16 protein-coding genes are annotated in these 24,566 nt (G+C 46.3%); 6 read left to right on the plus strand and 10 right to left on the minus strand.

Features of this window, described 5'->3' with window-relative positions; all coding sequences use genetic code 11:
* The first annotated feature begins 100 nt into the window (after positions 1-100).
* Entirely contained in the window at positions 101-934 is an 834-nt protein-coding gene (locus B0E43_RS28435; RefSeq protein WP_168171911.1) for a transporter, read from the plus strand.
* A 32-nt stretch (positions 935-966) separates the two neighbouring features.
* On the opposite strand, the gene B0E43_RS28440 is transcribed toward B0E43_RS28435, so the two are convergent.
* From B0E43_RS28440 to B0E43_RS28450, 3 genes are all read right to left on the minus strand, one after another.
* On the minus strand, positions 967-1,464 hold the full coding sequence (locus B0E43_RS28440; protein WP_077348214.1) for a threonine/serine exporter family protein: 498 nt from the start codon (positions 1,462-1,464) through the stop codon (positions 967-969).
* A complete protein-coding gene (locus tag B0E43_RS28445; protein WP_077348216.1) occupies positions 1,464-2,246 on the minus strand; it encodes a threonine/serine exporter ThrE family protein in 783 nt (260 codons plus the stop codon). Before B0E43_RS28445 ends, B0E43_RS28440 begins: the two co-directional genes overlap by 1 nt.
* A gap of 485 nt (positions 2,247-2,731) precedes the next feature.
* On the minus strand, positions 2,732-4,093 hold the full coding sequence (locus B0E43_RS28450) for a M28 family peptidase (protein WP_077348218.1): 1,362 nt from the start codon (positions 4,091-4,093) through the stop codon (positions 2,732-2,734).
* 260 nt (positions 4,094-4,353) lie between these two features.
* On the opposite strand from B0E43_RS28450, the gene B0E43_RS28455 reads away from it, so the two are divergent.
* From B0E43_RS28455 to B0E43_RS28470, 4 genes are all read left to right on the plus strand, one after another.
* Complete coding sequence (locus B0E43_RS28455) at positions 4,354-7,152, plus strand: PQQ-dependent sugar dehydrogenase (protein WP_077348222.1); 2,799 nt, start codon at positions 4,354-4,356, stop codon at positions 7,150-7,152.
* Positions 7,153-7,340: 188 nt separating this feature from the next.
* Positions 7,341-9,515, plus strand: coding sequence for an alpha-galactosidase (locus B0E43_RS28460; protein ID WP_254423380.1), 2,175 nt, complete (start codon positions 7,341-7,343; stop codon positions 9,513-9,515).
* A gap of 339 nt (positions 9,516-9,854) precedes the next feature.
* Positions 9,855-12,179 (plus strand): PSD1 and planctomycete cytochrome C domain-containing protein, encoded by a 2,325-nt coding sequence (locus tag B0E43_RS28465; RefSeq protein WP_254423382.1) that lies wholly within the window; start codon positions 9,855-9,857, stop codon positions 12,177-12,179.
* Between the two features lie 5 nt (positions 12,180-12,184).
* Positions 12,185-13,624 carry a DUF1501 domain-containing protein gene (locus B0E43_RS28470; protein WP_077348227.1) on the plus strand — a complete coding sequence of 480 codons (1,440 nt, stop codon included), beginning with the start codon at positions 12,185-12,187 and terminating at the stop codon, positions 13,622-13,624.
* Here the strand turns inward: B0E43_RS28470 and B0E43_RS28475 are convergent, their stop codons facing one another.
* Positions 13,625-14,392 (minus strand): hypothetical protein, encoded by a 768-nt coding sequence (locus B0E43_RS28475; protein WP_077348229.1) that lies wholly within the window; start codon positions 14,390-14,392, stop codon positions 13,625-13,627. It abuts the gene before it with no gap.
* A gap of 323 nt (positions 14,393-14,715) precedes the next feature.
* On the opposite strand from B0E43_RS28475, the gene B0E43_RS28480 reads away from it, so the two are divergent.
* Positions 14,716-15,300: a YceI family protein gene (locus tag B0E43_RS28480; RefSeq protein ID WP_077348231.1), complete on the plus strand. Its 585-nt coding sequence runs from the start codon at positions 14,716-14,718 to the stop codon at positions 15,298-15,300.
* 62 nt (positions 15,301-15,362) lie between these two features.
* Here B0E43_RS28480 and B0E43_RS28485 read toward each other — a convergent pair whose 3' ends face one another.
* The 6 genes from B0E43_RS28485 to B0E43_RS28510 all read right to left on the minus strand — a co-directional run bounded on the left by B0E43_RS28485 (position 15,363) and on the right by B0E43_RS28510 (position 24,464).
* The gene (locus tag B0E43_RS28485; protein ID WP_217349144.1) at positions 15,363-16,901 is read right to left on the minus strand and encodes a Fic family protein; all 1,539 of its coding nucleotides are present in this window, start codon (positions 16,899-16,901) and stop codon (positions 15,363-15,365) included.
* Positions 16,902-17,140: 239 nt separating this feature from the next.
* Complete coding sequence (locus tag B0E43_RS28490) at positions 17,141-17,980, minus strand: glycerophosphodiester phosphodiesterase family protein (RefSeq protein WP_168171912.1); 840 nt, start codon at positions 17,978-17,980, stop codon at positions 17,141-17,143.
* An 11-nt stretch (positions 17,981-17,991) separates the two neighbouring features.
* On the minus strand, positions 17,992-19,326 hold the full coding sequence (locus B0E43_RS28495) for a metallophosphoesterase family protein (protein ID WP_077348235.1): 1,335 nt from the start codon (positions 19,324-19,326) through the stop codon (positions 17,992-17,994).
* Between the two features lie 228 nt (positions 19,327-19,554).
* Positions 19,555-22,230 carry a carboxypeptidase-like regulatory domain-containing protein gene (locus B0E43_RS28500; RefSeq protein ID WP_077348237.1) on the minus strand — a complete coding sequence of 892 codons (2,676 nt, stop codon included), beginning with the start codon at positions 22,228-22,230 and terminating at the stop codon, positions 19,555-19,557.
* A 341-nt stretch (positions 22,231-22,571) separates the two neighbouring features.
* Positions 22,572-23,411 (minus strand): GLPGLI family protein, encoded by an 840-nt coding sequence (locus B0E43_RS28505; protein ID WP_077348239.1) that lies wholly within the window; start codon positions 23,409-23,411, stop codon positions 22,572-22,574.
* Between the two features lie 228 nt (positions 23,412-23,639).
* Positions 23,640-24,464 carry a GLPGLI family protein gene (locus tag B0E43_RS28510; RefSeq protein WP_077348241.1) on the minus strand — a complete coding sequence of 275 codons (825 nt, stop codon included), beginning with the start codon at positions 24,462-24,464 and terminating at the stop codon, positions 23,640-23,642.
* Between the last annotated feature and the right edge of the window lie 102 nt (positions 24,465-24,566).

A 24,566-nucleotide genomic window follows, 5' to 3' on the forward strand; every position in this document is an offset into this window, starting at 1 on the left:
TATGTACTCATGGAAAATCTATCGGAAGACAATTCTGGTATCTCTAACTTGTTTCTGTTCTCTCTTTATACAGGCTCAGGACCTTGATCCAAGGGCATACATGCAGGTTCCAGTCGGCACCACTACTGCCTTTACCGGATTCACTTTTTCCCGTGGAGAGGTAGTCACAGATCCGACCCTACCGGTCCAAAATATCAAAGCCAAAGTTGAATCGCTCTCTTTTGGAGTTTCACACTCCTTTGGATTTTTGGGAAAAACTTCCCAAATCCTTCTAGTCCTACCCTATTCATGGGCGCAGGTTTCGGGCGATGTGGCCGAGCAATATACAGAAATCACCCGGTCAGGCTTGGCTGATATGCGGTTTCGATTTAGTACGCTTTTGATTGGTGGCAAAGCAGGAACTGTGAAAGAAATTTCCCAGGCACCCAGAAAGACAATTCTCGGATTTGGGCTGAATATAGTCGCTCCTACAGGTCAGTTTTTCCCTGAAAAACTTGTCAATCTGGGGACAAATCGCTGGTCTTTCCGACCTGAATTGGGGCTTTCCCAACCCATTGGCAAGCGTTGGCTGCTAGATTTCTATTCGGGACTATGGCTTTTTACCAACAACAATTCCTTCTATCCGGGATCCTCCGTGCGTAGTCAAGAACCAATGGGTACTTTCCAGGCACATTTCAGCTATAATATCAAACCATTGTTGTGGATCGCAATCAATACCACTTACTATTTGGGAGGCAAATCCTCCATAGACAGCATCTACAAAGACGACCGCCAGGACAATTCCCGGATCGGAATTACTGCAGTCATTCCCACCGGTAGGTTCAGCTCCTTAAAATTTGCAGCAAGTACAGGCGCAGTAGTGAGGGTTGGTCAGGATTTCAATTCTTTCACAGTGGGTTGGCAAAAGACCTGGCTAAAAGGGGTAAAAAAGTAAGACATTGAATCCTTCCTGGGCTGGTAGAAAAATTAAGTCTTTTTCAAAGCTACTTCGCCTTTTCCTGCATATTCCAGTTTGAAAATCAGCAAAGGTATGGTTACTCCAAGTGTGATTGCCAAAAGGATAAATAGCGTCATCGCCCCATTATAAATGGCTTGATTCACGATTTGACCATAGTTTTCATCGGGGATCCGGCTAAGTTCCATCAGTCCAAGCATAGCTTTGTAAGCAAAAGCTCCCGGTACCAAGGGGATAACGGACGGAATGGTGATCATCATCGGTATAAACCTTTTCCAATTGCCCAAATACACACCCGTAAATCCAATCACCAAACTCGCGGCAAAGGTCGAAAAAACAATCCCCCCATCAATCTCAGGGAGCATGAGTCCAAATTTGACCACACCTCCCAAAAATCCCACTACCAAAATCATCCACAAGCATCGTTTTGGCGCATTAAATAGCACTCCAAATCCAAAAGCAGCACAGCTACACCAAAGTCCTTTGTAAATCACTTCAATAAGTTCCATCAAAACGGGATTTTGAAAACGTACAAAACTGAAGCTAAGCCTGAGGCAATTCCGAAGGCATGGATAAGCGCATTCACTCCTCTATCTATTCCGTTAGTAATATAACCATCCAACAGATCCACTAGCGAAATCACCAATGGAACTCCAGGCACCAAAAACAATACACTTGTAGCAAAGGCCTGATCAGGCTGTGCTGTGATTTCCAGCTTCCAGCAAAGCGCTATCACAAAAGCTGCAAGCAAAGCGCTGAAATAAGTGACGATGTAGGTGTTCAGATTATTTTTCACCAGTTCTTGCTTCAGAAACAAGCCGCAAAAAGTGGCCAAAAAAGTAATTCCCATCTCAACCAAATCGCCACCAAAGGTGTAGCAAAATGCCGCCCCCGCGAAACTCACCACCAATAAAATCAGCCATCGGGGGTAATGCGGGCGGTATTGGATGAGCTTGAAAGCATCTTTCAATTCCTCTAGGGGAAGCTGTTTTTCAGACAGTTCAATACTGAGATTGCTGATATCTGAAACCACCCAAAAATTCACCCCAGGAAGTGAATGATTGCTTCTACCTCCTGAAAAGACTTTTTCCTCATGCTGATCCTGCATGCTAATCGAAAGGTGTCTGGTACTCAGATCGGAGTAAACCTGAAAGCCATAAGCCTGGGATATTCTGGTCAGAATCAGGCTGACCCTTCGTGTAGGTGCTCCGGCATGAATCATCAAAATGCCCATTTCCAGCAAAAGTTTCCCAAGAAAAATGGGATCATAAGGTCTCTTTCCTGATTCCATAGCTATTGTTTTCAACAGTAAGATAATTGGGACAGCAGGGAATTCATACCGCTTTAGCCAAGCGGATGCAATAAATTATCACGACACGGAATTAAGAGGAATATCCTTGACCACAATGACATGCAATTCTGACTTTTGTCACTGATTATCAATAGTATTCAAGTCAGATTTGACTTAGAACTCAGAATGTAAAAGATGAAAAAATCGATACAAAATATGAAAACGGAATTCTGAATGTACACTTCCCAAAAAGACCTTGGAAGGAAATAAACCCAAAAAGGCAATTGAAGTAGGTTAGGTGTATTAAATAGGCGATTTTTTAATGGTTAGCCCCGGTCTAGTAAACTGGGGCTTATTTTTTCCACCTCCTGGACTTATCTCAATGTTACTTTTAATACCTAATTGAATCAAGAACAATTTCAAACGAGAAAGGCCTCTGAGAATTCTAGAAGCCTTTCTTTAGTTCTAACTGAAATATCAAATCATCAAATTCCTTCTTGCTCCAGAAGATAAACCAAAGCCGCCATGGCCGCAGCACCCAATTCAAGTTCCCGCTGATCCACCGCCTCAAAGACATCCGCCTCGGTATGGTGGTAGATGAAATATTTCTGTGAGTCCGGCTCCAATCCAATAAGCAGAGGTCCTTGATCCCTGAGAGGTCCGATATCCGCTCCACCACCCGGCTTGTCCAGGCTCCAGACTTGGTAGGGCAAGAAAAAGGGTCTCCAACTCAACAGTTTGGCTCGCTGATCTGGTGTACCTGAAGATGAAAATCCGATTGGTAAAAACCCTCCAGAATCAGACTCGATCGCAGCAATGTGCTTTTCTCCTTTTTCCTTGGCAATTTTAGCGTATTCCACACCACCCCGAAGCCCGTTTTCCTCATTCATCCACATTACTGCACGGATGGTTCGTTTGGGTTTCCAACCAAATTCCTTGTACAATCTGAGCACTTCGATACCCTGCATGCAGCCAGCTCCGTCGTCATGCGCACCTTCCCCCACATCCCAAGAGTCGAGGTGGCCGCCTACGGCGATGATTTCTTCGGGATTCTCTGATCCGCGGATTTCACCGATTACATTGTAGGAAAGCTTGTCAGGCTTCATCTCGCCATGGGATTCCAAATAAATTTTCAAATCAGGCTGCTCGGAAAGTAAAGAGCTAAGTAACTCGGCGTCCTGAGTACTGATCGCCAAAGCCGGGATTTTCGGAAAATCCGGATTATAGCGTTGGCTTCCTGTATGAGGGATATCGTCGATACGATTGCTCAGAGAGCGGACGATGGACCCGATTGCACCAAGCTTGGAGGCTTCGCCTGCACCTGCACTCCGCTGAGCATTTGCTCCGCCGTACGCTTCAAAAGCATCCACTTTCGTAGGGTCCATCGGTCCGTTGAAAAAGACGATTTTGCCCCGAACCTTCTCGCCAAGTTCCTTGAGTTCAGGGATACTTTTCACCTCCACCACTTCTCCGACGAGACCAGCCGGACCGGTTCCCTGAGTATTTCCGAGGGCCAAAGCTGTTAATTCCAACGAGCCATGCTTATCGGAATTGATAATCTTGACCACATCTTTTCCTCCCCTCACCCAATGTGGCACCATCACTGGCTGGAGATACACAGTGTCAAAACCGTAGCTTTCCATCAGCTGCCGAGTCCATTCCACTGCTGCCGCAGCTCCTGGAGAACCTGCCAGTCGGTGTCCGATGTTTTTGGTGAGGTAACGGAGGTTGTCATGGGTATGGCCTTGAGAAAGTTCGGCATCAAAGATCCGTTTGATGTTTGTTTCGTGATTTTGAGCAAGGCTGATTCCCGGCAAGAGGGACAGAAAGAAGAGTAATTTTCTCATGGATTTAAGACTTATCCCAAAATATAAGGAAAGGATAAATTGGTTTTTTGATTTTTTGACGATTGGAAAAATTGAATTTGAGTCTTTCTTAAAACCCTGTTCGCAGATTGGGGTTATATCCCAAATAATCAGTCATTTCCCATTCGCATTCATCCTTCATTTTTACCGTCTCAGAAATAAATTTTGGATTTGAATCCCAATTGATCAAAATTGAGACAATAGAAACCAACCCATTAAATACCCATTTCAACAAATAACCTATGACAAACCTTTTACAACGGAGCTACCCATTACTCCTTTTTCTGATTCTCGGATTTTTGTCCTGTAAGCGGGAGGAGGTTTCAACCATTAAACCCGATGACAACCGATTCACCAAAGTTGTCCTGACTGAAGGCATGGACGAACCGATGGAGATGACTTTCCTCCCGGAAAACCGCGTCCTGATCGTGGAGCGAAAAGGTGGGGTCAAAATTTTTGATGAAAAAACCGGGGAAATGACCCTCGTAGCCACGATTCCGGTCAACACCAAATACACCAACAAAGAGGGGGTGATCCGCGAAGCTGAGGAAGGATTGATGGGAGTGATCGCCCACCCCGACTATGCCACAAACAACTGGATCTACATGTATTATGCCGATTCGGCGGATGCAAAACACGTGTTGGCAAGATGGGAACTGAAAGGAAATGAACTGGTGGCTTCCTCCAAGAAAGTCATCATGGAAGTCCCAACCCAGCGGCAGGAATGCTGCCATACTGGTGGCGGGATGGTCTTTGACCCGGAAGGAAACCTGTACCTGACAGTAGGAAACAATACCGTAAACCCCCGTGAGGGTTCATCCAATCTGGACGAAAGACCCGGTATGGAAAACTCCGACGACCAGCGTGCTCCTGGAAATACCAATGATTTGAGGGGGAAAATCCTTAGAATCCATCCCGAAGATGACGGAACCTATACGATTCCAGAAGGCAATCTTTTTCCGGTAGGGACAGAAAAAACCAAACCTGAAATCTACACCATGGGCCACAGAAACGCCTGGAGGCCAACTATTGATTCCAAAACTGGCTTCCTCTATTGGGGTGAGGTCGGGCCAGATGCCTCTGTGGACTCCATCTGGGGGCCCAAGGGATACGACGAATTCAACCAAGCCAAAGGCCCGGGCTTTTTCGGGTGGCCGTATTTTATCGGGGACAATTTTCCCTACAACCGTCACAATCACGCAGACAGCTCCTACGGCGCACCTTATGATGTGAACAATCCGATGAATGAATCGGTGAACAATACCGGCTTGAAAGAACTTCCAAAACCAGTTCCGGCCATGATCTATTATCCTTACGGTGTTTCTGAGGTTTTTCCTCAGCTGGGTAGCTCAGGAAGAAGTGCAACCGGAGGACCTGTTTTCCGCAAAGCGGACTTCAAAGAAGGTGCTCCTTATACTTTCCCTGCTTATTATGAGGGAAAATGGCTGATCGTGGACTTTATGCGAGGTTGGATTTTTGCCGTTTCTATGGATGAAAACGGTGACTACCAAAGCATGGAGCGGGTCTTGCCAAATGAGACGTTTAGCTCGGCAATCGACATGGATTTTGGTCCGGATGGCGCACTTTACATATTGGAATACGGTTCGGCCTGGTTCCGTGGCAATGCCAATTCCCGCCTGATCAAGATCGAGTACAATGCAGGAAACCGCAAACCAAACGTCACGGCTATTGCTGACAAGGCCTCCGGTGCAGTTCCGCTGGCAGTGAATTTCAGTTCCGAAGGCACCAACGACTTCGATGACTATGATGCCGGCAAACTAACCTATGAATGGAAAATCACCAACGGAGCAGGATTTGATCAGACTTTAACCGAGGTAAATCCAAGCTTTACTTTCTCAGAAGCCGGAACTTACCAAGTCACGCTGACAGTCACTGATACCAAAGGCGAGAAAAACTCCGCTTCCTTGGAGGTGATTGCCGGAAACGAACCTCCAGTCGTCGCCATCGACTTCAGCGGGATGAACAAAACCTTCTATTTTGGAGAGAAAGAACTGGGCTACACCATCAGCGTGAGCGACAAGGAAGACGGAAGTTCGGCTGACGGAAAAATCAAAGCCGAGGAAGTGGCGGTGACTTTCGACTACGTGCCTGCAGGTTTTGACCCGATAGAAATCGCTTCCAAGCAAAGCGGTGCTGAGTCGGTTGCTATTCTCAACTTGGGCAAAAACCTGATCGAAGGAAGCGACTGTAAATCCTGTCACCAATATGACAAGACTTCTATCGGTCCAAGCTATGAGGCTGTTGCGGCCAAGTATCCCAACTCTGATGAAAACACCAAATACCTGATTGGCAAAATCATCAACGGCGGTGCAGGCGTCTGGGGTGAACACGGGATGGCAGCGCATCCATCGCTGAGCGAAGCAGATGCAAAACGAATGGTGGATTATATCCTGAGCATGGATGATGTCCAGCCAACGGTTGTCAATCTGCCACTTTCCGGCAAGGTAAATCCGGTAGTTCCCGAAGGTGAAAACGGCGAAGGAAGCTTTTTGCTGAGAGCCTCTTATGCAGATAAAGGTGCAGGAGCCATCGGTTCTCTTTCCGGAGTTGACTTTGTTGCATTGCGAAATCCTTTCCTCAATCCTCAGCTTTCTGTAGACAGAAAAGGAGTCCAACTATTGACCACTCCAAGTGTGAGTTTTATGATGGTTGGCACGGATTCTCATTTTGCGCTAAAGGGAATCGATCTGACGGGTATCCAGCAAATCGATGTTTTGGCCAATATTTCCCAGAGAAATGGAGCAATCGGCGGATCTGTAGAAATCCGACTGGGTTCCCCGACAGGTGAAATTCTCGGATCATCCGAGAAAATTGGCCGTGTGGAAATGGGTTTCAGACCTCCTCAGGGCATGAATATGTTGGAATGGAGAAGACAAGTTGCCCCGCGGGCCAAAGTCGCCATCAAACCGGTCGCAGCTCTTCAGGACATTTATCTGATTTTCAAAAATCCGGACGCCAAAGGGGAGGAAGTCTTGATGAGCATCATTGAGATTGAATTTAAGAATAAGATAGATGAATAGCCGATATTGATTCAGGTTTGAAAGGACTCAACCTGGCAAAAAAATGTATTGATCCCGGATCTAAGGATTCGGGATTTTTTTTGGGCCAAATGCACTATTTTTTTGAGTTCTGGATGGAAAAGTTATGGTGATGGCTTATTTTCAGCCAAATTTTTCCCTTTGACTACCCAAAAACCCATAGACGTTTTATGAAAAAACTCCCTGTTTTCCACTTCCTCAGTTACTTTTTGCTGATATGCCTTTCATTTATGCTCCTTTTTAATTCTGCAAAAGCACAAGAAAATGCCGGAGATTGGTTGGTGGACAGAAAGTCGAGACCTGCCCAGGTGGTGGAAATTTCCCCAAATGAACTCCAGCTCAGTAACGGATTGGTTCGTCGTAGCTTTTTCTTAGCCCCAAATCTCGTTTGCTATGATTTTGTCAATCTGAGTACTGGTGAGCAACTTCTTCGCACGGCCATGCCGGAAGCGAGAATCACGCTGGATGGAAAAGTATATGAAGTTGGCGGGTCACTGAATTTAAAAGAGCGCGGATTTTTCAAGAAAGAATGGCTGTCGGAAATCACAACACCAGCCGAAAATTTCCAATATCAGTCTTACTCAGTTTCAGAAATCACTCCGCAGTTTCCTTCCAAGAATCAATTTTGGGCCGGAAAAGAAAAAGGTGCAAGCGGCAAAAAAATCACTTTTTCCTATTCCCACCCTAGCCTTTCCGGGCTTATCCTGAAAGTCCACTATGAAATCTACGACAACCTTCCCCTCATCGGAAAGTACCTGACATTGGAAAACTCTGGGACCCGAACTTTTCAGATTGATCAGGTGGTTCACGAAATCCTGGGAACTGTGGAAGAAGAATCTGCCGTGGTTGGTAGCACTGAGCAAATGAAAAAACCGCATCAACTGTATGTGGAAAACAACTTTGCATTCAATAATTCAATGAACGCAGAGCTCAGCGCTCAGGCCAATCATTGGAAGCAGGACTCAACTTATACCTCTCAGGTTAATTACAACTACCAAACCCCAAGCACGCTTGAAGTTTATCCTGAAAAAGGAATTGGAGTTGCCCTGAAACCTGGAGAAAATTTCCTTTCCATTCGAAGCTATGAACTGGTATTAGACAGCTATGACCGGGAAAGAAACGGTTTGGCAAGAAGGAAAATGTACCGGGCCATCACTCCATGGACCCAGCAAAACCCGATTTTCATGCACTTGGTCAGCAAAAATGACGAGCAGGTAAAAACGGCCATTGACCAGTGTGTGGCAACCGGGTACGAGGCCCTGATTCTGAGTTTTGGCAGTCATATAAACATGGAAGACAATTCTCCCGAAAACATTGCCCGCTGGAAATCATTGGCAGATTATGCACACGAAAGAGGTATCAAAATCGGGGGTTACTCCCTCTTTTCCTCCCGAAGTATTGGCCCGGAAACGGACGTGATCAGCCCGATCACCGGCAAACCGGGAGGAGCATTTTTCGGCAATGCTCCCTGTCTGGGGAGTGAATGGGGATTAGACTATTTGGCAAAACTCAGGTTCTTTTTCGGCGAAACCGGCTTTGATATTTTCGAAAATGACGGACCTTATCCGGGTGATGTCTGTGCCTCAACTTCCCATCCCGGACACAAGGGATTGGATGATTCTCAATGGACACAGATGAATCTTCAGAAGGGACTTTACCAATGGATGAATGGCCAGGGAATTTATATCAATGCACCCGATTGGTATTTCTTGGATGGCACACACAAAATTGCCCTGGGATACCGTGAGGTCAACTTTTCACTTCCAAGGGACCGGCAGAAAATCCTGAACAGACAGAATATCTATGATGCCACTTGGGAAAAAACACCATCCATGGGTTGGGGATTTGTCCCGCTTACGGTGTATCAGGGAGGAGGGGCAGATGCAGTTTTGGAACCGCTCAAGGATCACTTGGATGACTACAAGCAGTTGATGATGCAATATTACGGAGCGGGGATCCAAGCATGCTATCGGGGGCCGAGACTATATGACACGGAGGAAACCAAGGAAGTGGTGATCTCAGTGATAGACTGGTACAAAAAGTACCGGGAAATCCTTAATTCTGACATCATCCGTCTGAGAAGGGCAGATGGCCGGGATTGGGACGGCTGGATGCATGTGGATCCAAAAGGGAAAGAAAAAGGGCTGATCATGCTGTTTAACCCGACTTCGGAACCCATCAAAAAACAAATTTCACTTCCCTTGTATTATACTGGACTATCAGAATCGGCAAGTATCCGTATGGAAGAAGGTACTGCCAAATCTTATCCACTTAACAGAGAATACGAGGCTATTGTCCCAGTTGAAATCCCCGCGAACGGTTATATCTGGCTCGTAGTAGAGTAAAGGAAACCGTCTCAGTTCGAAAACTTGATTCGGGCCCTGTATTGAAAGAAGCGGAGCCTTTTTTCTGTTAATCCTCTGTAGCCCTTCCGGTTTCAACTAGTCTAAAATCAAATACAAAGGGTACTATCAGGACAGAAAGTGTGGGCAAAACCCTTATATTTTCATCAATTACAATTTCTGAAAATGTCCTTATTCCCTCCAAAGGCCTCCAAGTTCCGAAATGGTCTGATTCTCCTTTCAGTTGTTTGTCTTCTGCTGTCTGGATTCCCTGCTTTGGCTCAGGACGGCACGCCCGATTCCGGTTTCTGGCTCTGGCAACTCCTGGGCAGGCTCCATCCGATGATCGTCCATTTTCCTATAAGCTTGCTGATTTTCGCAGGTTTTCTGGAGCTATTTACCCTAAATAAATTCAATCATCCACTCCGGCCGGGAATCCGGATTCTGGCTTCGGTTGGGGCGCTCAGTGCTATTGGATCGGCAGTATTCGGATGGCTGTTAGCTACCAATGAGGAAGTTACAGGACAGACGCTGGACATACATCAATGGATTGGTTTTGCTTCTGCAGGACTGAGTTTGGTCTTGCTTTTTGTCTTGAGGAAAAGAAAACTCAAATCAAAAACCGGAGCAATCAAAATCTACAGAACTCTGCTTTTCATCTCCGGTATCGGAGTGGGTTTGGCTGGACATTTTGGTGCCTCCCTGACTCATGGCGAGGATTTTTTGACTGAGGTTTTGCCAGGAGGTGAAGATTCTGAAGTGCCCGAATCTTTGACAATTGATCTGGCAACCTTTACCTCTGAACTTTCTCCGGATCAGGAAATCAAGTTGGTGACCAATGTCCGCTCTGTGTTGGCACACAATTGCTACAAATGCCACTCCGGATCCAAAATCGAGGGAGAACTTCGCTTGGATGAGAAGGAATTTGTTTTTGCTGGTGGAGAAAACGGGGCTGTTCTCGTACCCGGAAATCCGGGTGAAAGCGAAATGATCAGAAGGATTTCCCTCGGAAAAAACCACGATGATGTGATGCCTTCCAAAGGAAAATTACTCAGTAAGGATGAAATCAAATTATTGACACTTTGGATTGAAAAAGGAGCTCCCTGGCCGGATGGTGTAGCCCAACAATCCATCTATCGAGCGGCAGAATTGGCTCCGAGAAAACCAGTTTTGCCTACCTCGAAACCTGGACTGGAAAATGAGATTGACCTTTGGGTGGACCAGTATTTCCAGCAGAATCAACTCGAATGGAGCGACCTGGTCGATGACCGAACTTACCTGAGACGAATCTATCTTGATGTGATTGGGCTTTTGCCTTCCCCACAGGAATTGGAAGCTTTTGAAAATGACTCAAATCCCGGCAAGCGGGAAATCTGGCTTCAAAACCTGCTCAACCGAAAAGATGACTTTGCCCAACACTGGATGACATTTTGGAATGATGCGTTGAGAAATGATTACACAGGCACGGGCTACATAACCAAAGGAAGATTTGCCATCACGGATTGGTTGTACACTTCGATTCGCGACAACAAACCTTACGACCAGTTTGTGAAAGAGCTGCTCAACCCCAATGATAAATCCAAGGGATTCATCGAAGGGATCCGCTGGAGAGGAACTGTAAACGCCTCTCAACGCACCGAAATGCAGGCCGCACAAAATGTGGGACAGGTCATTTTGGGGTTGAATCTGAAATGCGCCTCCTGCCATGACAGTTTTATCAGTGACTGGAAACTGGAAGAAGCTTATGCTTTTGCCAATATTTTCGCAGACTCTACACTGGAAGTGAGCCGCTGCGAGCAGCCAACCGGCAAAATGGCCAAAACGAAAATCCTCTGGGAAGAGTTAGGCTCTATCGATAGCACAGCTGCCAAAGCTGAAAAACTTAGACAATTGGCCGACCAACTGGTGCAACCTGCAAATGGACGGATGTACCGTACGGTCGTTAACCGAATCTGGAAACAAATGATGGGACGCGGAATTGTGGAGCCGGTAGATGAAATGGACAATCTGCCCTGGAGTCAGGACTTGTTGGATTGGCTGGCAGTGGATTTTGTAGAAAATGGATACGACCTAAAGCGCTTGATTTTCCAGATAGCCTCTTCCAAAATTTATCAAAGCCAGTCGATTGCCATAGACTCTCCCGAAAAACTGATGGCGGAAGACTTCAAGTTTCAGGGAATCGTGAGAAGACGACTGACCGCTGAGCAGTTTTCCGATGCAGTCAGCCAACTGGCTACACCACTTTTTGATTCGGTGGAAGTAAAATTCAGACCTTATGAACTGATTCCGGAAGCGAAAACAGAGCTTCCATTTGCGAGAGCTGCTTTAGTAGCAAATAATTCGTTCCTTACTTCTTTGGGACGTCCTAACCGGGAGATTGTCTCCACAAGCAGAGATACCCAAGCCAGTTTGCTTCAGGCACTTGAAATGAGCAACGGAGAAAAACTGAACAAATCCCTTGAAAAAGGAGGTGTGATTTGGGCTGAAAGCTATCCAAATACAGAAAAGCTAACGAGGGAACTATATGTCCGTGCATTGCTCCGGCAACCAAGCGACAAAGAACTCGAGGTTGCAAAAAAGGCCTTCGGTGAAAAACCGGAAGCTACCGAAGTCCAGGATCTCCTCTGGGCGGTGTTCCTGTTACCTGAATTTCAAATGATTTATTGATTGCCATGAAATATTTACAAAGCCGTCGCGATTTCCTTAAAAAAACCAGTGCTGCAGCCATGGCAACCATGGGAATGGGAGGGCCTTTGGCCGGCCTGCTATCTTCCTGTGGCACGGCAACTATACCATCCACTGCGGATTCTGTGATATTGCTTTTCATGGCTGGTGGCATGGCTCATACCGAGACCTTTGACCCCAAAAAATTCACCCCTTTCCGAAAGGGAATGGAGTCAAAAGAAGTGCTGAGTACTTTCCCTGCTATCCCAACCAAACTCGATGGAATCCAAATTTCCGAAGGATTGGAAAATATAGCTTCGGTTTTGGATAAAGGAACATTGATCCGATCCTATCAGGCTGCGGATCTCGGACATATCCTGCATACCCGCCATCAGTACCATTTTCATACCTGCTACGAACCGCCACAATCTGTGGTCGTTCCGCATTTGGGAAGCTGGATTGCCAAAGAAAAAGGCGCTTTGAATCCTGTGATTCCTCCATTTATCAATATCGGGCAGCGGTTTACGGTAGGCGAAGGGGAAGAACTGAAGGCATTTCACAGTGCAGGATTTTTGGGATCGGAACACGGACCGTTTTTGATTCCTGACCCGACTGCCGGATTGGATGCTGTCCGACCTCCAGTAGGAATGGATTCCAAGCGTTTTGAGTCCAGAAATCAGCTTTACAAGGATTTGATCTCAGCTGGCCCTATGGGTGAATTTGGTTCGGATTATCAAAAAGAATCACTTAAAAGATCTATGGAGCAGGCTTATATGCTGCTCAATTCACCTGAAGCCAAGGCATTTGACCTAAGTCAGGAGCCAAGAGAAAGCTATGAAAAATATGATACTGGAGGAAGATTTGGTTTAGGCTGTCTTTTGGCCAGAAGACTTGTAGATCAGGGTGCCCGATATATTACTGTCACTACCGAATACGAGCCGTTTTTTGGCTGGGATACCCATGACAATGGTAACACCCGATTGAAGGACATGAAAAAGATGATCGATGCTCCTATTGCACAACTCATTAAGGACCTGGATCAAAGTGGAAAATTGGAGAGAACCTTGGTGATTGTTGCCAGTGAATTCAGTCGGGATATGCTGACTGAAGGCAGACCGGATCTGAAAGTACTTGACCAAGTCGAAGTGCCGGATATCATCGAAGACATGAAAAACTACGGCATGCACCGACATTTCACTGATGGCTGCTCCATGTTGATGTTTGGTGGAGGAATCAAGCGAGGTCATGTTTTTGGCAAAACTGCCGACGAACGTCCTTGCAAAACCATCGAAAACCCGATCAAAATCGACAGCATCCACCAGACTGTTTACCATGCTCTGGGAATTCCTCCGGATAAAAATTACGAAATCGAGCAACGTCCTTTCTACACTACACCAGATGGGCATGGCAAGGTGGAGTATGGTTTATTGGCAAACGCTGAGGTCTGATCATTCCTTTTCAGCAAATCTGCCTGAAATCAAAAACCTGAGTCCAATAGAAACAAACTCATTGTTGAGCAAAAAGTAATCCTCAGAAGGTTCTTTGAGGGTAGAAATATTGTACTGTATCTCCAATTTCGCCTGGGGAAATCCTCCCCGGATTAAAATCCCCGGTTCGAACATCACTTTGTGGTTTATTTCGTCAAGAAATTCTCCGGAGTTGATCGGCATTCCATCCAAAACCAGCTGTAAGTCATCGCCCGAGGTGATGTTCAAGTAAGAAATTCTTGGAGTGAGCGCCAGGTCAAAATACTTGGTGGTAAAACCAATGCTGGACTGAATAAAGGGTTTGATATAGTTCAAATGAAGCGTTGACCCGTTATTTATCAAGGATGTATTCTTGATGGACGCTGTTCCGACTCCTGCGTAGCCTTCATAGCTAATCTTCTTGTCGGGATTCCCACCGAAAAGCCCCACTCCCAGCTCAAAATAGGAGCCTTTCCCTTCCCATTCGTCATCTTCGTTTTCGGCTCCTTTCAGGGAATAGAAGCTGGATATAACACCTACCCTATCCGAAATGGCATAGGCTCCCTGAAGCCCCACTCCATTGGCTACCCAGGCTCCATCGCTGCTGGAGTAGCTCACCTGCCCGCTAAACTCCCCTTTCTCTTGAAGTAGCGGGACGTTCTGTCCCACATTCGAATACAATACCGGGCCGCAGGAATAAAGGATCGAGCCGAAGACAAACGGGGATAAAAATCTGAAGATCGTTTTCATGACTTGGCTATTTTGAGTGGAAATATCCTATGTCAAAGTTTACAAAACAGGATCTCTTACAGATGGCAGTGATTGCTTATCCTTTTTTAGAGATTATGGTTTTCTGCCAAATCTATCCCATTATCTAAAAATCAACCTGCCAAAACCCCTTTCCCGATCCACTTTAAACAGAAAATTCTCTGATCAAACGGATTTATTGCCGTTAGTCAAAATACACCAACCTTATAGGGATTGTCCGTTAAACAAGCTGTTATAATTGAAGTCTAACTCCAGCATTTCAATTTACAAACGATCAAACACACCAAAACAAACCCGTTAAACACATGAATTTGATTACCACTTTAATCCTTGCAGCCGGAACATTGCTCGCTACCAACAGCTCGCTTGCTCCTGCCACTGTAAACAAGACCGAAAGCACCGTCACTTGGAAAGCTGAGAAAGTAACAGGAAAACACTGGGGCTATGTGCCCATCTCCGATGCCCAGCTTGACGTTGCAAGTGGCAAGATTACCGGTGGCTCCTTTGAAATGGACATGACCAACCTGACTGTGGAAGATCTGACTGATCCCAAATCAAAAGGCAATCTCACCAACCACCTGAAGTCTGACGACTTCTTCTCCGTGGAAAAATTCAACAAGTCCACCTTCAAAATCAAAGAAGCAAAGACTGCCAACGGAACGGACTACACGATCTCGGGCGACTTAACTATCAAAGGCACTACCCAGCCGGTTTCTTTTCCTGCCAAAGTATCAGTATCCGGCAAAGAACTCACGGCTACCGGAGAGATTACCTTTGATCGTACCAAGTTTGACATCAAGTACAGATCCAGCAACTTCTTCGAAGACCTGGCCGACAAAGCCATCTATGACGAAGTGAAATTGGAAGTGAAACTGGTAGCGACTATTTGATTAGAAAATTGAAAGATTTCAAAAACAAAAAATTAGGCCTGGAAGCAATTCCAGGCCTTTTTTTATGACTCCAGAATACTGGCCAAAAATCTGGCGAAAGGCCGGATTTGCTGATCGGCACTGGCCGACTCCAAGGCTGCCATGTATTCTTCCCTCCTGCTCATCGGCACAATCATCCAGGGATATCCGCCTGAAGCCATCAAGAGATTCATCAGGAATCGTGCAATCCGACCATTTCCATCCACATACGGATGGATATAAACGAAGACAAAATGGCCCAAAACTGCCCTCACCGCAGCACTCTTTTCTGTTGATAGCAACTCAAAATAAGCTGGCATCAAATCCCTGACCAGCTCGCTTCCCGGCGGTACATGCTTGGACTGACGGATGTAAACAGGCTGATTGCGATATCCCGCCAAGTCTGAAGCACGGATAATCCCCGCCTCCACGCTCGGAGCAAAAAGCTCCCGATACCAAGTCCGATGTGCGGACTCTGCGACTTTTCCGGGTTCAGCACCTTCAAGCACGGCTTGGAGTTCTTTTTTCACTGACTGAAAGGCAAGCCAATACCCTCTGGCGGCCATAGCATCCCGATGCTGTCGGTCTGAGTCCCGGGCCTCCGGCTGCCAGTTCTCTGCTTTGATCCGCTCGATCAGGTCTGCCGATACCCAGTAGCCTTCGATCGAAAGCGAGTTATACGCATCGTTGACAAAGAGATCTGCAACTCGCTGAAGGTACCCTTCCCGGTCCGCAGGTATGCCCGGCTCTTCGGGAAACTCTTCCAAAACCGTCTCCCTCATGCTCAACCACATCAGATGAAGCCGATTTACCTGAGGCAAAACCTGCCTGGAAGGAAGCAACAAAGTACTAGGAGCAGCAAATGGATCCTGCTCGGTGACCGTATAGCCTACGCTCCGCATTCCTGCCAAAATATCGGCTGCAATCGCATCCCGTCCGATATTCCGAAAGGCTCCAGCCAGTCTTCCCGCCACCACCGAATGGCCTCCATCGAGGAGTTTGCGAAGCAATTCTGTTCCATCCCGAAAGGTGGCCAAAGCTGCCCTCACATCTACGGGATTATTGCGGAAGAAAACCTCAGGACTATAAATAAGGGCCGATTCCAGGGAAAACAACCGCAATCCATGGGCGTCCACCACTTCCTCTTCTGCATCTGCCATTTTCGCTCTGGTCTCAAAAATAGAAGTGTCAAATGGCAATTGTGTAGTCTGATTGCGTGCACCTGGAGCCCGAACTAACAACTGTCTGGGCACGGTGAGATTGCCAGCATGAATGATCACCGACTGCTCGGGCGACAGGCTCCATTCCTTCCCAAACCGCTCCTCAAGGTATGCTGCGCAGAAATACCAAAAGGAAGTGTACCAGGAAGTGCTCTCTCCCACAGGCTCATCAGGTCGGGTAGGGATATACCATCCCCGCATCACCTCTTTCAAAAAACCCGAACGAACCAAGCGCTCCCGATGGGTACGGCTGAGTTCGGATGATTTGACGGCAATCTTTTCTACTTCCTGCAGATCCTTGAGGATGGTCAGGGAGCTAGCGAGTCTTTCGGAGATCGTGGCCATTCTTTTCCCTTTTTCCAAAGGTAATTTAGCTTTTACGGTTTTACAATTTTTAGCTTATGTTGTTTTATTATTTTTAGCTTTTAATGATATCCAATATTTAGCTTTTAGAGTTGTTTCTGATTTTGCTTTTAGTGCCTCAGCTTGAAAAGTTCTACAGCTATAAACAAAAACAGGCCGGAAATTGACTTCCGGCCTGTTTTTTTTGCTTACTACATAGGTTAGTTGAGGTAATATAATTTTTTACCAAGCTTTAGATTTTACCTGGCATTGGCAGTGTTTCTGAAACTCACCCAAAACGCGACTTCGTCCGTCTGAACCATCTTTGCACCTGGAGTCACCAGTTGTTCGGCAAGTTTGGGATCAGGGTTTGCTGCAATTTTTCCGTCAGTTCCACCTAGGGAATTGATCCAGGTCTTCATCCCATATTTTCGACAGGCCTTCATCGTCTTGTTAGTGTAAAAGCTCGGATCTATGTGAACCATCGCTGGTGCGAAACGCTTTTCGATCTTATAAATATCATCTGTAGAATAAGCTCTCGGCATCAGTTGGGCTTCTGGCATAAGACTGCGCACATGATCTAGCACATTCCAGTCCGAGTCAAAGAAAAACACCTGATCCGCCATACCCAGTTCTTTGACGATCGGCACGAGGTACTGGACTTTTTCAGTCTTCAGATCCAGATCCACATACACTTTCCCTTTGGCCAATTCCAATGCCTCCCGCAGCGTGGGAATATATTGGTCAGATTCGGTTCCGTCTGTATTTTTCAATTTTACCTTCTTGATCTGCTCCGCAGTCATTGTCTCAAGAGGGCCACGCGCCGAAACAGCAGTTCGGTTGACGGTGCCATCATGAAGCAAGAAAGGAACTCCGTCTGAGCTCACTTTGACGTCGATTTCGATGATGTCCACACCCAGTCGGATTGCTTCCCGAATTGAGGCTAGGCTATTCTCCGGATAAACCGCATGTGCAGCCCTATGTGATGCGATTACTAGACTATCCGGATGCTCCATTCTTAACCGGATGCTACTCAGTTGGGCTTGTGCTCCTGCGGAAAGCAGCAGGAAAAATGTGATAAGGAAAATTCGAAAGTTCATATTTGGGGAAATCATTGCTCTCTTGACCCATTTCGTTCCGGAGTCGACGGGATCTTATTGACGATTTTGTTGCCGCCTTTCTTTTTGGTCATCACAAAGCTGTCGTAGAGTTCACCTGTCGCCATGTACGATTCATACAAGAGTTCATCGCCGTTGATGCGGATCGTTTGGAACAGCTGCGTACTGAAGGCACTTCTCACCATCCATTCTTGCTTATTCACATCATACATTTTTGGCCCGGCGACAGAGACCACATAGACTGGTCCTTTGTGGTAGTCTAATTTATCTGACCCGGCAATGGTATTGGCCTGACCTCGGGCATAGGCGTGATCATGTCCCTGTAGAATCATATCCACTCCAAATTCCTCGAAAATCGGTCTAAAATCATCCAACAATTTCACATTCGTCCGCTCTGCCTTGGTGGCATAGACCGGATAGTGAATGAAGACAAAAGTCCATTTCTTGGGGTTGTTGGTCAAAATTTCACGTAGCCACTTCTTCTGAATTTCCAACATTTCAGAAGATTCATCGATCTGCTCGGTGTCCAAGGAGATCAGCTTCACGTCGGCATAGTTGACTTCGTAGGCTGTCTCCTCCAATTCTTTCACCCCTGCTGGGCCGTTGGCCGGCAAGTTAAACTGCGCTCTCCAGTGCTCGGTGATTTTCACATCACGAAACTCGTGGTTGCCGGGAGTCATGATGGTCGGAATCGACGAATGCAAAAATGCGCCGCCTTTGAACCACTCTCCCCACTCCAAATCCGAGTTGTGACGGTTGATCAAGTCGCCGGCATGCAAAGTGACATCTACACGACCTGACTTCAGATGCGACTCCCGATATACGCGGCTCCATTGTGACAGGATATTAGTTTGTGCATCTCCATAGTAAAGGATCGAAAATCCTGCTTTCGAATCCGGCATCTCGATCTGAAACCATTCACTCCACAATCCCGGCTTGCCTACCCGATACATATACATCGCACCCGGAGTCAATTGATCTACTTTGACTGCGTGATTATTGAAATTCAAGATGGGTTCATCTTCCTTCTGAGTTGTGAATTTGGAAGTGCTGGCAGAAAACTGCTTGACATCCTTCTGGAATTCCGGTCCGGGCGTTGCCGGTGCCAGCTCAAGAAATGACTCAGTGACGGCCGATTCCGTTCGCCAGTTTACTGCGATGGAAGTCTCACCGTTTTCGCCCGGATGAAGGATAATCCGGTCTGGTCGCGATCCGGCAATCGCCATCTTGCCGGGAATGGAATCAGGGACTTGAGCCGCACTTTGGAAATGCACCATTAAGCCTAATGCCAGGCAAAGCGCAATTGAAATTCTGAATTTGTTAATCATAGAGGGAATGAAATAAAGGCAGAACGACCGTTACCCGCGATCATTCTGCCAAAAAAAACCACATTCATACTACCTCCCAATGGGATTAATCGGACTACTTAAAATGAAAAATAAACAGGAGTTTCCTTTAAAACTGTTGGATTAAGCGGTTTTTGGGAAAAATGAAAATCGTCGACAGCCCACAGTCGATAGACCACAGCCTTGGTCAAAAATCCAATTTAAGTCTCGTTATAGGTCAAATTTCACAGTTAGCAAGCCATACCGAGGCTGGACGAGATAGGCATAAGTGCTGATCAGGTTTTCGCTGAAGCTGTCTCTGCGGATTGATCTCGTGTCCAGAATATTCCAAACCGAAACCCGAAATTCCCAAGGGCTTGATTTGCCCTGGTAGGCAAGGAACGCATTCAAAAACTCGAAGTCACTTCGGATACCACTGCCTTGGTTGAGATAAGAGTTATAAGTATAATCGGCTTTTAGCTTTAGGCCTTTATAAATATCTAGGTCGATCTCCACTTTGGGACTGTGAGTGGTGAAAGTGTTCTTGATTTCACCTGAATTGTAGGCATTTGCTGTAAAAGAATATCCCAGATCCACCTCCAAAATTTTAAAGAAAGTGGACGTCACCCCAACATCGTAGGTCTGTGAAAACTGCTCGTTTCTGGTAGGATTTTCATCCAAAACGAGATTGGTGGAAAAGGCATTCCAGCGTCCGCCAGCATCCAGCTTGAACCGGTTGTAGCGCTTGTCCATCCGCAAATCAGCCGTGGCAGTTTCATTTACAGGATCGATATTCAGGACAGAAAGCAAGCGGTTGATCCCGGCAAAATCCGTAGTAGTGATGATTTCGTTCCTTTTTCGCTGCCAGTTCAGGTTGCCTGAAAGGTTGAGTCCGGAATACATATCAAAATGGTTGTAATACAGGGAATGGGAGTAGTAAAGTCCATTATCCAAAACCCGGTTTCCCTGAAATACGGCATTGTAATCCTGGAGGACATATCCCTGAGCGAGCTTTTGGATGTCCATGAAATTCGCCTCGGTCTGGAATCGATAAGTCAGAGATTTGGTCGATTTGATATTCCATTTGGAATAAAAGCCCGGCAAGGCCAAAATTTTGTCATAGTTCAGTTCATCCCCGAATTGGAAGTCTCTCCAGGCATATCGATGCAGGTAAACCGATGGGCTGATGATGACTTTTTTCCATTTGGTCTTGTAGGTCATCCCCAGGTAAATATCCTGGAGGCCAAACTCATTATCATTGTCAAATGCCTCAAATTCACTTTCAGAGTCCGCTTGTTCCAAAAATCCTGTCAGTTTTTGAGCAATATTTTGATAGCCCAGTGACCAGTTGAGATGATTGGTCGCGTTCAGTATGTGATAGTAGTTGAAAGCCCCTTCGATCGTTTGTGTGTTGATTTCCTGGGACTGGAGAAATCGGTAGCTCTCCTGGTTTATAAGGGGAATCACACCTTCCATAGGTTTCAGATTGGTGGTCAGATCATAGAGTGGATCTGTGAATTTCTTTTCCCAATTGGCTTCCATCGAAAATACCCGCTTTTCGCTTGGGGCATGGTACCATTCGGCTTTTTGCTGAAAGCTGTAGGGAGTCCGAGACTGGATGGTTGCCAGATTTTGCTCCCTTTGCCCAAAATCAGAATTCATCACATTCCCATTTTCGATTTCAGAAAGCTTTCCAAAAAAGCTGTATTTGAAATAGGTCTCCTCTTTGGGAGTGAATGTCAAACCGTACTTCATGAGTCCGGATTTGTTTTCAACCCGGCTGGCCGAGGTCAGCAATTCCTGGTTGTTTTCGCCCGAATTCAAATAGGTGCGCAAGGAAGTACTTCCCATCTTGTTGTCCGAACTTGAACCTATCAGGAATCCTGAATGCCGCCACTTTTTGCTCGGGTTGAAGTTGAAATTAAGTGCTCCAAGCGTCGTCTCCAGGGAAGCAGCATTGTCCCGACTGGCCATTGGAATTCCTATATCATCCCCTGCAAGTGCCACGTTCGACCCGGTTCTTCGGCCCAAACCTGCCATTCCGCCGCTAAAGCGAAAATAATCCTGAAGCGTAAAGGTCTGCTCTCCGACGTTGTTGGTACCACCGATAAGATTCAGATTCAGTTTGGGAGCATAATAAAAGACATTGGCGTGACCGAGGTAGCGTTCTTCCGGACCCGCACCTGCCGTCACATCCCCGAAGACCATGTTCTTTTTCCCGTCTTTGAGTTGGATGTTCAGGGCCAAAGATTCGTCATTATCCAATCCCCGTATCGGGGAGATTTCATTGAAATTCTTCAACACTTGCACTCGGTCCACAGCATTTGCTGGAAGGTTTTTGGTGGCCAATTTGGTGTCTCCATCGAAGAACGGCTTGCCGTCCACCAGGACTTTGTCGACCTTTTTCCCCTGTACTTTGACATCCCCGTTGTCATCGATCTGGAATCCCGGCAGCTTTTCCAGTACATCTTCGAGTTTGCGCTCCGTCCCGGTGGTAAAAGCATCAGTTTTGTAGGTCAGTGTATCGCCTTTCATCGTGACCGGCATCTCAGATACCACTTCGACAAGGCCCAACTCGGTATCACTTTGCTTCAGGACAATCTGCATCTGTACCTCGGAATCCCATTCTGAGATCAGTTTTTCAAACTGGTGATACCCCACAAAAGAAACCCGGAGCAAAAATTGGGACCCTTCGGCCAGCGTGATCTTGAATCTCCCTTCCTCGTTGGTGATCCCAAATCCGCCGATCTTTTGCGTGCTTTGGTTCACTGCCACCACATTTGCGTAGGCAATCGGCCTATTAAGGCTGTCCAACACCTGCCCGACAAGGGGTTTGCTTTGAGAAAAAGAAGAAAAGGAAATCAGGACAAAGCCCAGGCAAATCAGAGTCCGGTAGAAAAAAGGCATAGTTGGTTTAGTTTTCAGTATTTACTGGAAGTTGGACTTGGAATTCCCGTGAGTGGAGACACTCACCGGGGCAGGGTCGATCGTGGAAAATTCTACTTATCTATTTCCGGTAATTAGAGGCACTCACCGGGGCAAAGGCTTCGACTCCGCTACCAATGACTGATTAACTTAAGGATCTTAACTAGTGTCAGTCCGAGCGGAGTCGAGGACCCTTCGACTCCGCTCAGGGTGACCACTATCCAGGCAAATCAATCAAATTGCCGTCATTTCCTTTTTTTATGTTCGCGGAATATTTTAGACTCAGCCTGACATCCACTGATTCTTGCTCCTTGATACTATCACTAATTTCCTATTCGAATCGTAAACTGATTTCCCTCGCCGGGCTTGCCTTGATATTTGTTCATCATTTGCTTCATGCCTTCTTCCTGCTCTACCCGAAATTCTTCGCGGCTGACGATTTTTCCACGCTTGGGATGCTCGATTGTCACCGGATCAGAGGATGGATTCAGTTCGATTTTTTCACAAATGAGCGTTCTGCCCTGATTATGGACTTCCAGGATCAAACCTGGTAAGCCGAAGTAATTTTCAGGACCATGGGAAACGGGGATTTCTGGGGTAAACCAAGCCTCTACCTTGATAGTGTCTTTGAAAGCTTCCATCTCAGTCATGCCGGTGGAAAACCGCTGGGAATCGATAATTCTTGAATAAGTTGCTTTTTGAGCGTTGTAGTTGCCGATTTTCTTGGTCTCTCCTGTGAGTTCCCATTCGGCAGTTTCCAGTGTGTCTTTGATCAAAAACTCCTTGCCCATCATCTCCTGCTCCTGCTCGTAGGCTTGGTCTGCGATGTTTTTGTATAGCACCCGGTCAGCACTCCCTGTATTGATCACCATCGTCATGCCTCCGGAACTGGCAGTAGCTGGTCCGGCTCCAAGGCTTTCGGCTTGCTTCCAATTGGACTCTGTTTGGGTAAAAGATAGAATGTAATCTTTCTCCATCTGCTTTTTGAGCTGGGCTTGGATTTCGGCCATTTGCTCGGGGCTGGTTTTGCTGCTGTCCATCTGGAACTGTATTTTGCTGGAGGATTTGTAATAAGCTCGTCCGGTCAATCCCTGAGCAATGGCCTGGGGAATCGTCACACTTCCAAAAAAGAGCGCTGCGAGTAATAGAAATTTTGCTTTCATGGCTGGGTAAAATTATTTGTCTTAATAAGTTGAATTTACTGTTTGGATTAAATTCGATGGTCTGTTGACCGTGGACTGTTGACAGTTCCAATCCTGCCACAAACCAATAAAAAGCAATCAAACCTATACGTTAAGCACTGTTAACGTGTGTTAACGTTGAAATTTAAGCTGGCAAAACCTTAATTGGAGGCTTTCAGATTTTGACTTTCTTGATACTAACTTTTCAAGTCATCCTCCAATCCGGACTTTACTTCCCTCACCCGGCTTGCCTTGATATCGGCTTTGCATCTGCTGGATGCTTTCTTCCTGGATCAACTGAAACTCTCCCTGGCTGACCACTTTTCCTTCCTTGGGTTTTTCGATTTCCACGGGATCGGCCGCAGGATTGAGTTCGATTTTTTCACAATAGTAGGTTCTACCGCCATTATGAACCTCCAAGATCAAACCCGGCAGTCCGAAATAATTTTCCGGACCATGAGCCACGGGGATTTCGGTAGTAAACCAGACTGTGACCCGGATCGTGTCTTTGACATTTTCCATTTCAGTCATTTCGGCCGAAAAGTGCATAGCATCCACCAGCTCCGTATAGCTTGCCTTTCGCGCTGTGTATTCTCCGATCTTTTTCGTCTCGGGGCTCAACTCCCATTTGCGTGGAACCAAGGCATCCTGGATCAAAAACTCCTTACCCATAAACTCTTGCTCCTGCACATAGCTTTGATCTACGAGGTTTTTATAAAGAATTTCGTCCCCACTTCCGGAGAGATTTACGGTCATTCCATCGGAGGCTGAGGGACTGGAGCCATTTTCCAGCGTTTCCATTTGCTTCCAGTTGGATTCAGTTTGGGTAAAAGAAAGGATAAAATCCCGCTGCCAGGGTTTCTTCATAATTTCATGAGCTTCGGCAATTTCTTCCGGACTCATATCGGCGCTGTCTATTCTAATCATAATTTGATTGGAGGCTTTATAATAAGCCCGGCCAGAAAGCTGCTGGGATTTTGCCTCATCAACTAGGAAGACGAATAAGGAAAGAAGAATCAAAAGTTTGGTTTTCATGGCTTAAATGGATTTTGGATTGGGATAAAATTGTCGGCTACAAACCAATCCAAAGGAAAACTTCAAAAGCGTTAAGCACTGTTAACGTGTGTTAACCTCAGT

Source organism: Algoriphagus sp. A40, assembly GCF_002002735.1.
Taxonomy (GTDB): domain Bacteria; phylum Bacteroidota; class Bacteroidia; order Cytophagales; family Cyclobacteriaceae; genus Algoriphagus.

Bases quoted from the DNA above. Each gene is read 5' to 3' on its own strand.
- B0E43_RS28435 (WP_168171911.1), top strand. From the start codon at position 101: ATGCAGGTTCCAGTCGGCACCACTACTGCCTTTACCGGATTCACTTTT.
- B0E43_RS28440 (WP_077348214.1), bottom strand. From the start codon at position 1,464: ATGGAACTTATTGAAGTGATTTACAAAGGACTTTGGTGTAGCTGTGCT.
- B0E43_RS28445 (WP_077348216.1), bottom strand. From the start codon at position 2,246: ATGGAATCAGGAAAGAGACCTTATGATCCCATTTTTCTTGGGAAACTT.
- B0E43_RS28450 (WP_077348218.1), bottom strand. From the start codon at position 4,093: ATGAGAAAATTACTCTTCTTTCTGTCCCTCTTGCCGGGAATCAGCCTT.
- B0E43_RS28455 (WP_077348222.1), top strand. From the start codon at position 4,354: ATGACAAACCTTTTACAACGGAGCTACCCATTACTCCTTTTTCTGATT.
- B0E43_RS28460 (WP_254423380.1), top strand. From the start codon at position 7,341: ATGAAAAAACTCCCTGTTTTCCACTTCCTCAGTTACTTTTTGCTGATA.
- B0E43_RS28465 (WP_254423382.1), top strand. From the start codon at position 9,855: ATGATCGTCCATTTTCCTATAAGCTTGCTGATTTTCGCAGGTTTTCTG.
- B0E43_RS28470 (WP_077348227.1), top strand. From the start codon at position 12,185: ATGAAATATTTACAAAGCCGTCGCGATTTCCTTAAAAAAACCAGTGCT.
- B0E43_RS28475 (WP_077348229.1), bottom strand. From the start codon at position 14,392: ATGAAAACGATCTTCAGATTTTTATCCCCGTTTGTCTTCGGCTCGATC.
- B0E43_RS28480 (WP_077348231.1), top strand. From the start codon at position 14,716: ATGAATTTGATTACCACTTTAATCCTTGCAGCCGGAACATTGCTCGCT.
- B0E43_RS28490 (WP_168171912.1), bottom strand. From the start codon at position 17,980: ATGAACTTTCGAATTTTCCTTATCACATTTTTCCTGCTGCTTTCCGCA.
- B0E43_RS28495 (WP_077348235.1), bottom strand. From the start codon at position 19,326: ATGATTAACAAATTCAGAATTTCAATTGCGCTTTGCCTGGCATTAGGC.
- B0E43_RS28500 (WP_077348237.1), bottom strand. From the start codon at position 22,230: ATGCCTTTTTTCTACCGGACTCTGATTTGCCTGGGCTTTGTCCTGATT.
- B0E43_RS28505 (WP_077348239.1), bottom strand. From the start codon at position 23,411: ATGAAAGCAAAATTTCTATTACTCGCAGCGCTCTTTTTTGGAAGTGTG.
- B0E43_RS28510 (WP_077348241.1), bottom strand. From the start codon at position 24,464: ATGAAAACCAAACTTTTGATTCTTCTTTCCTTATTCGTCTTCCTAGTT.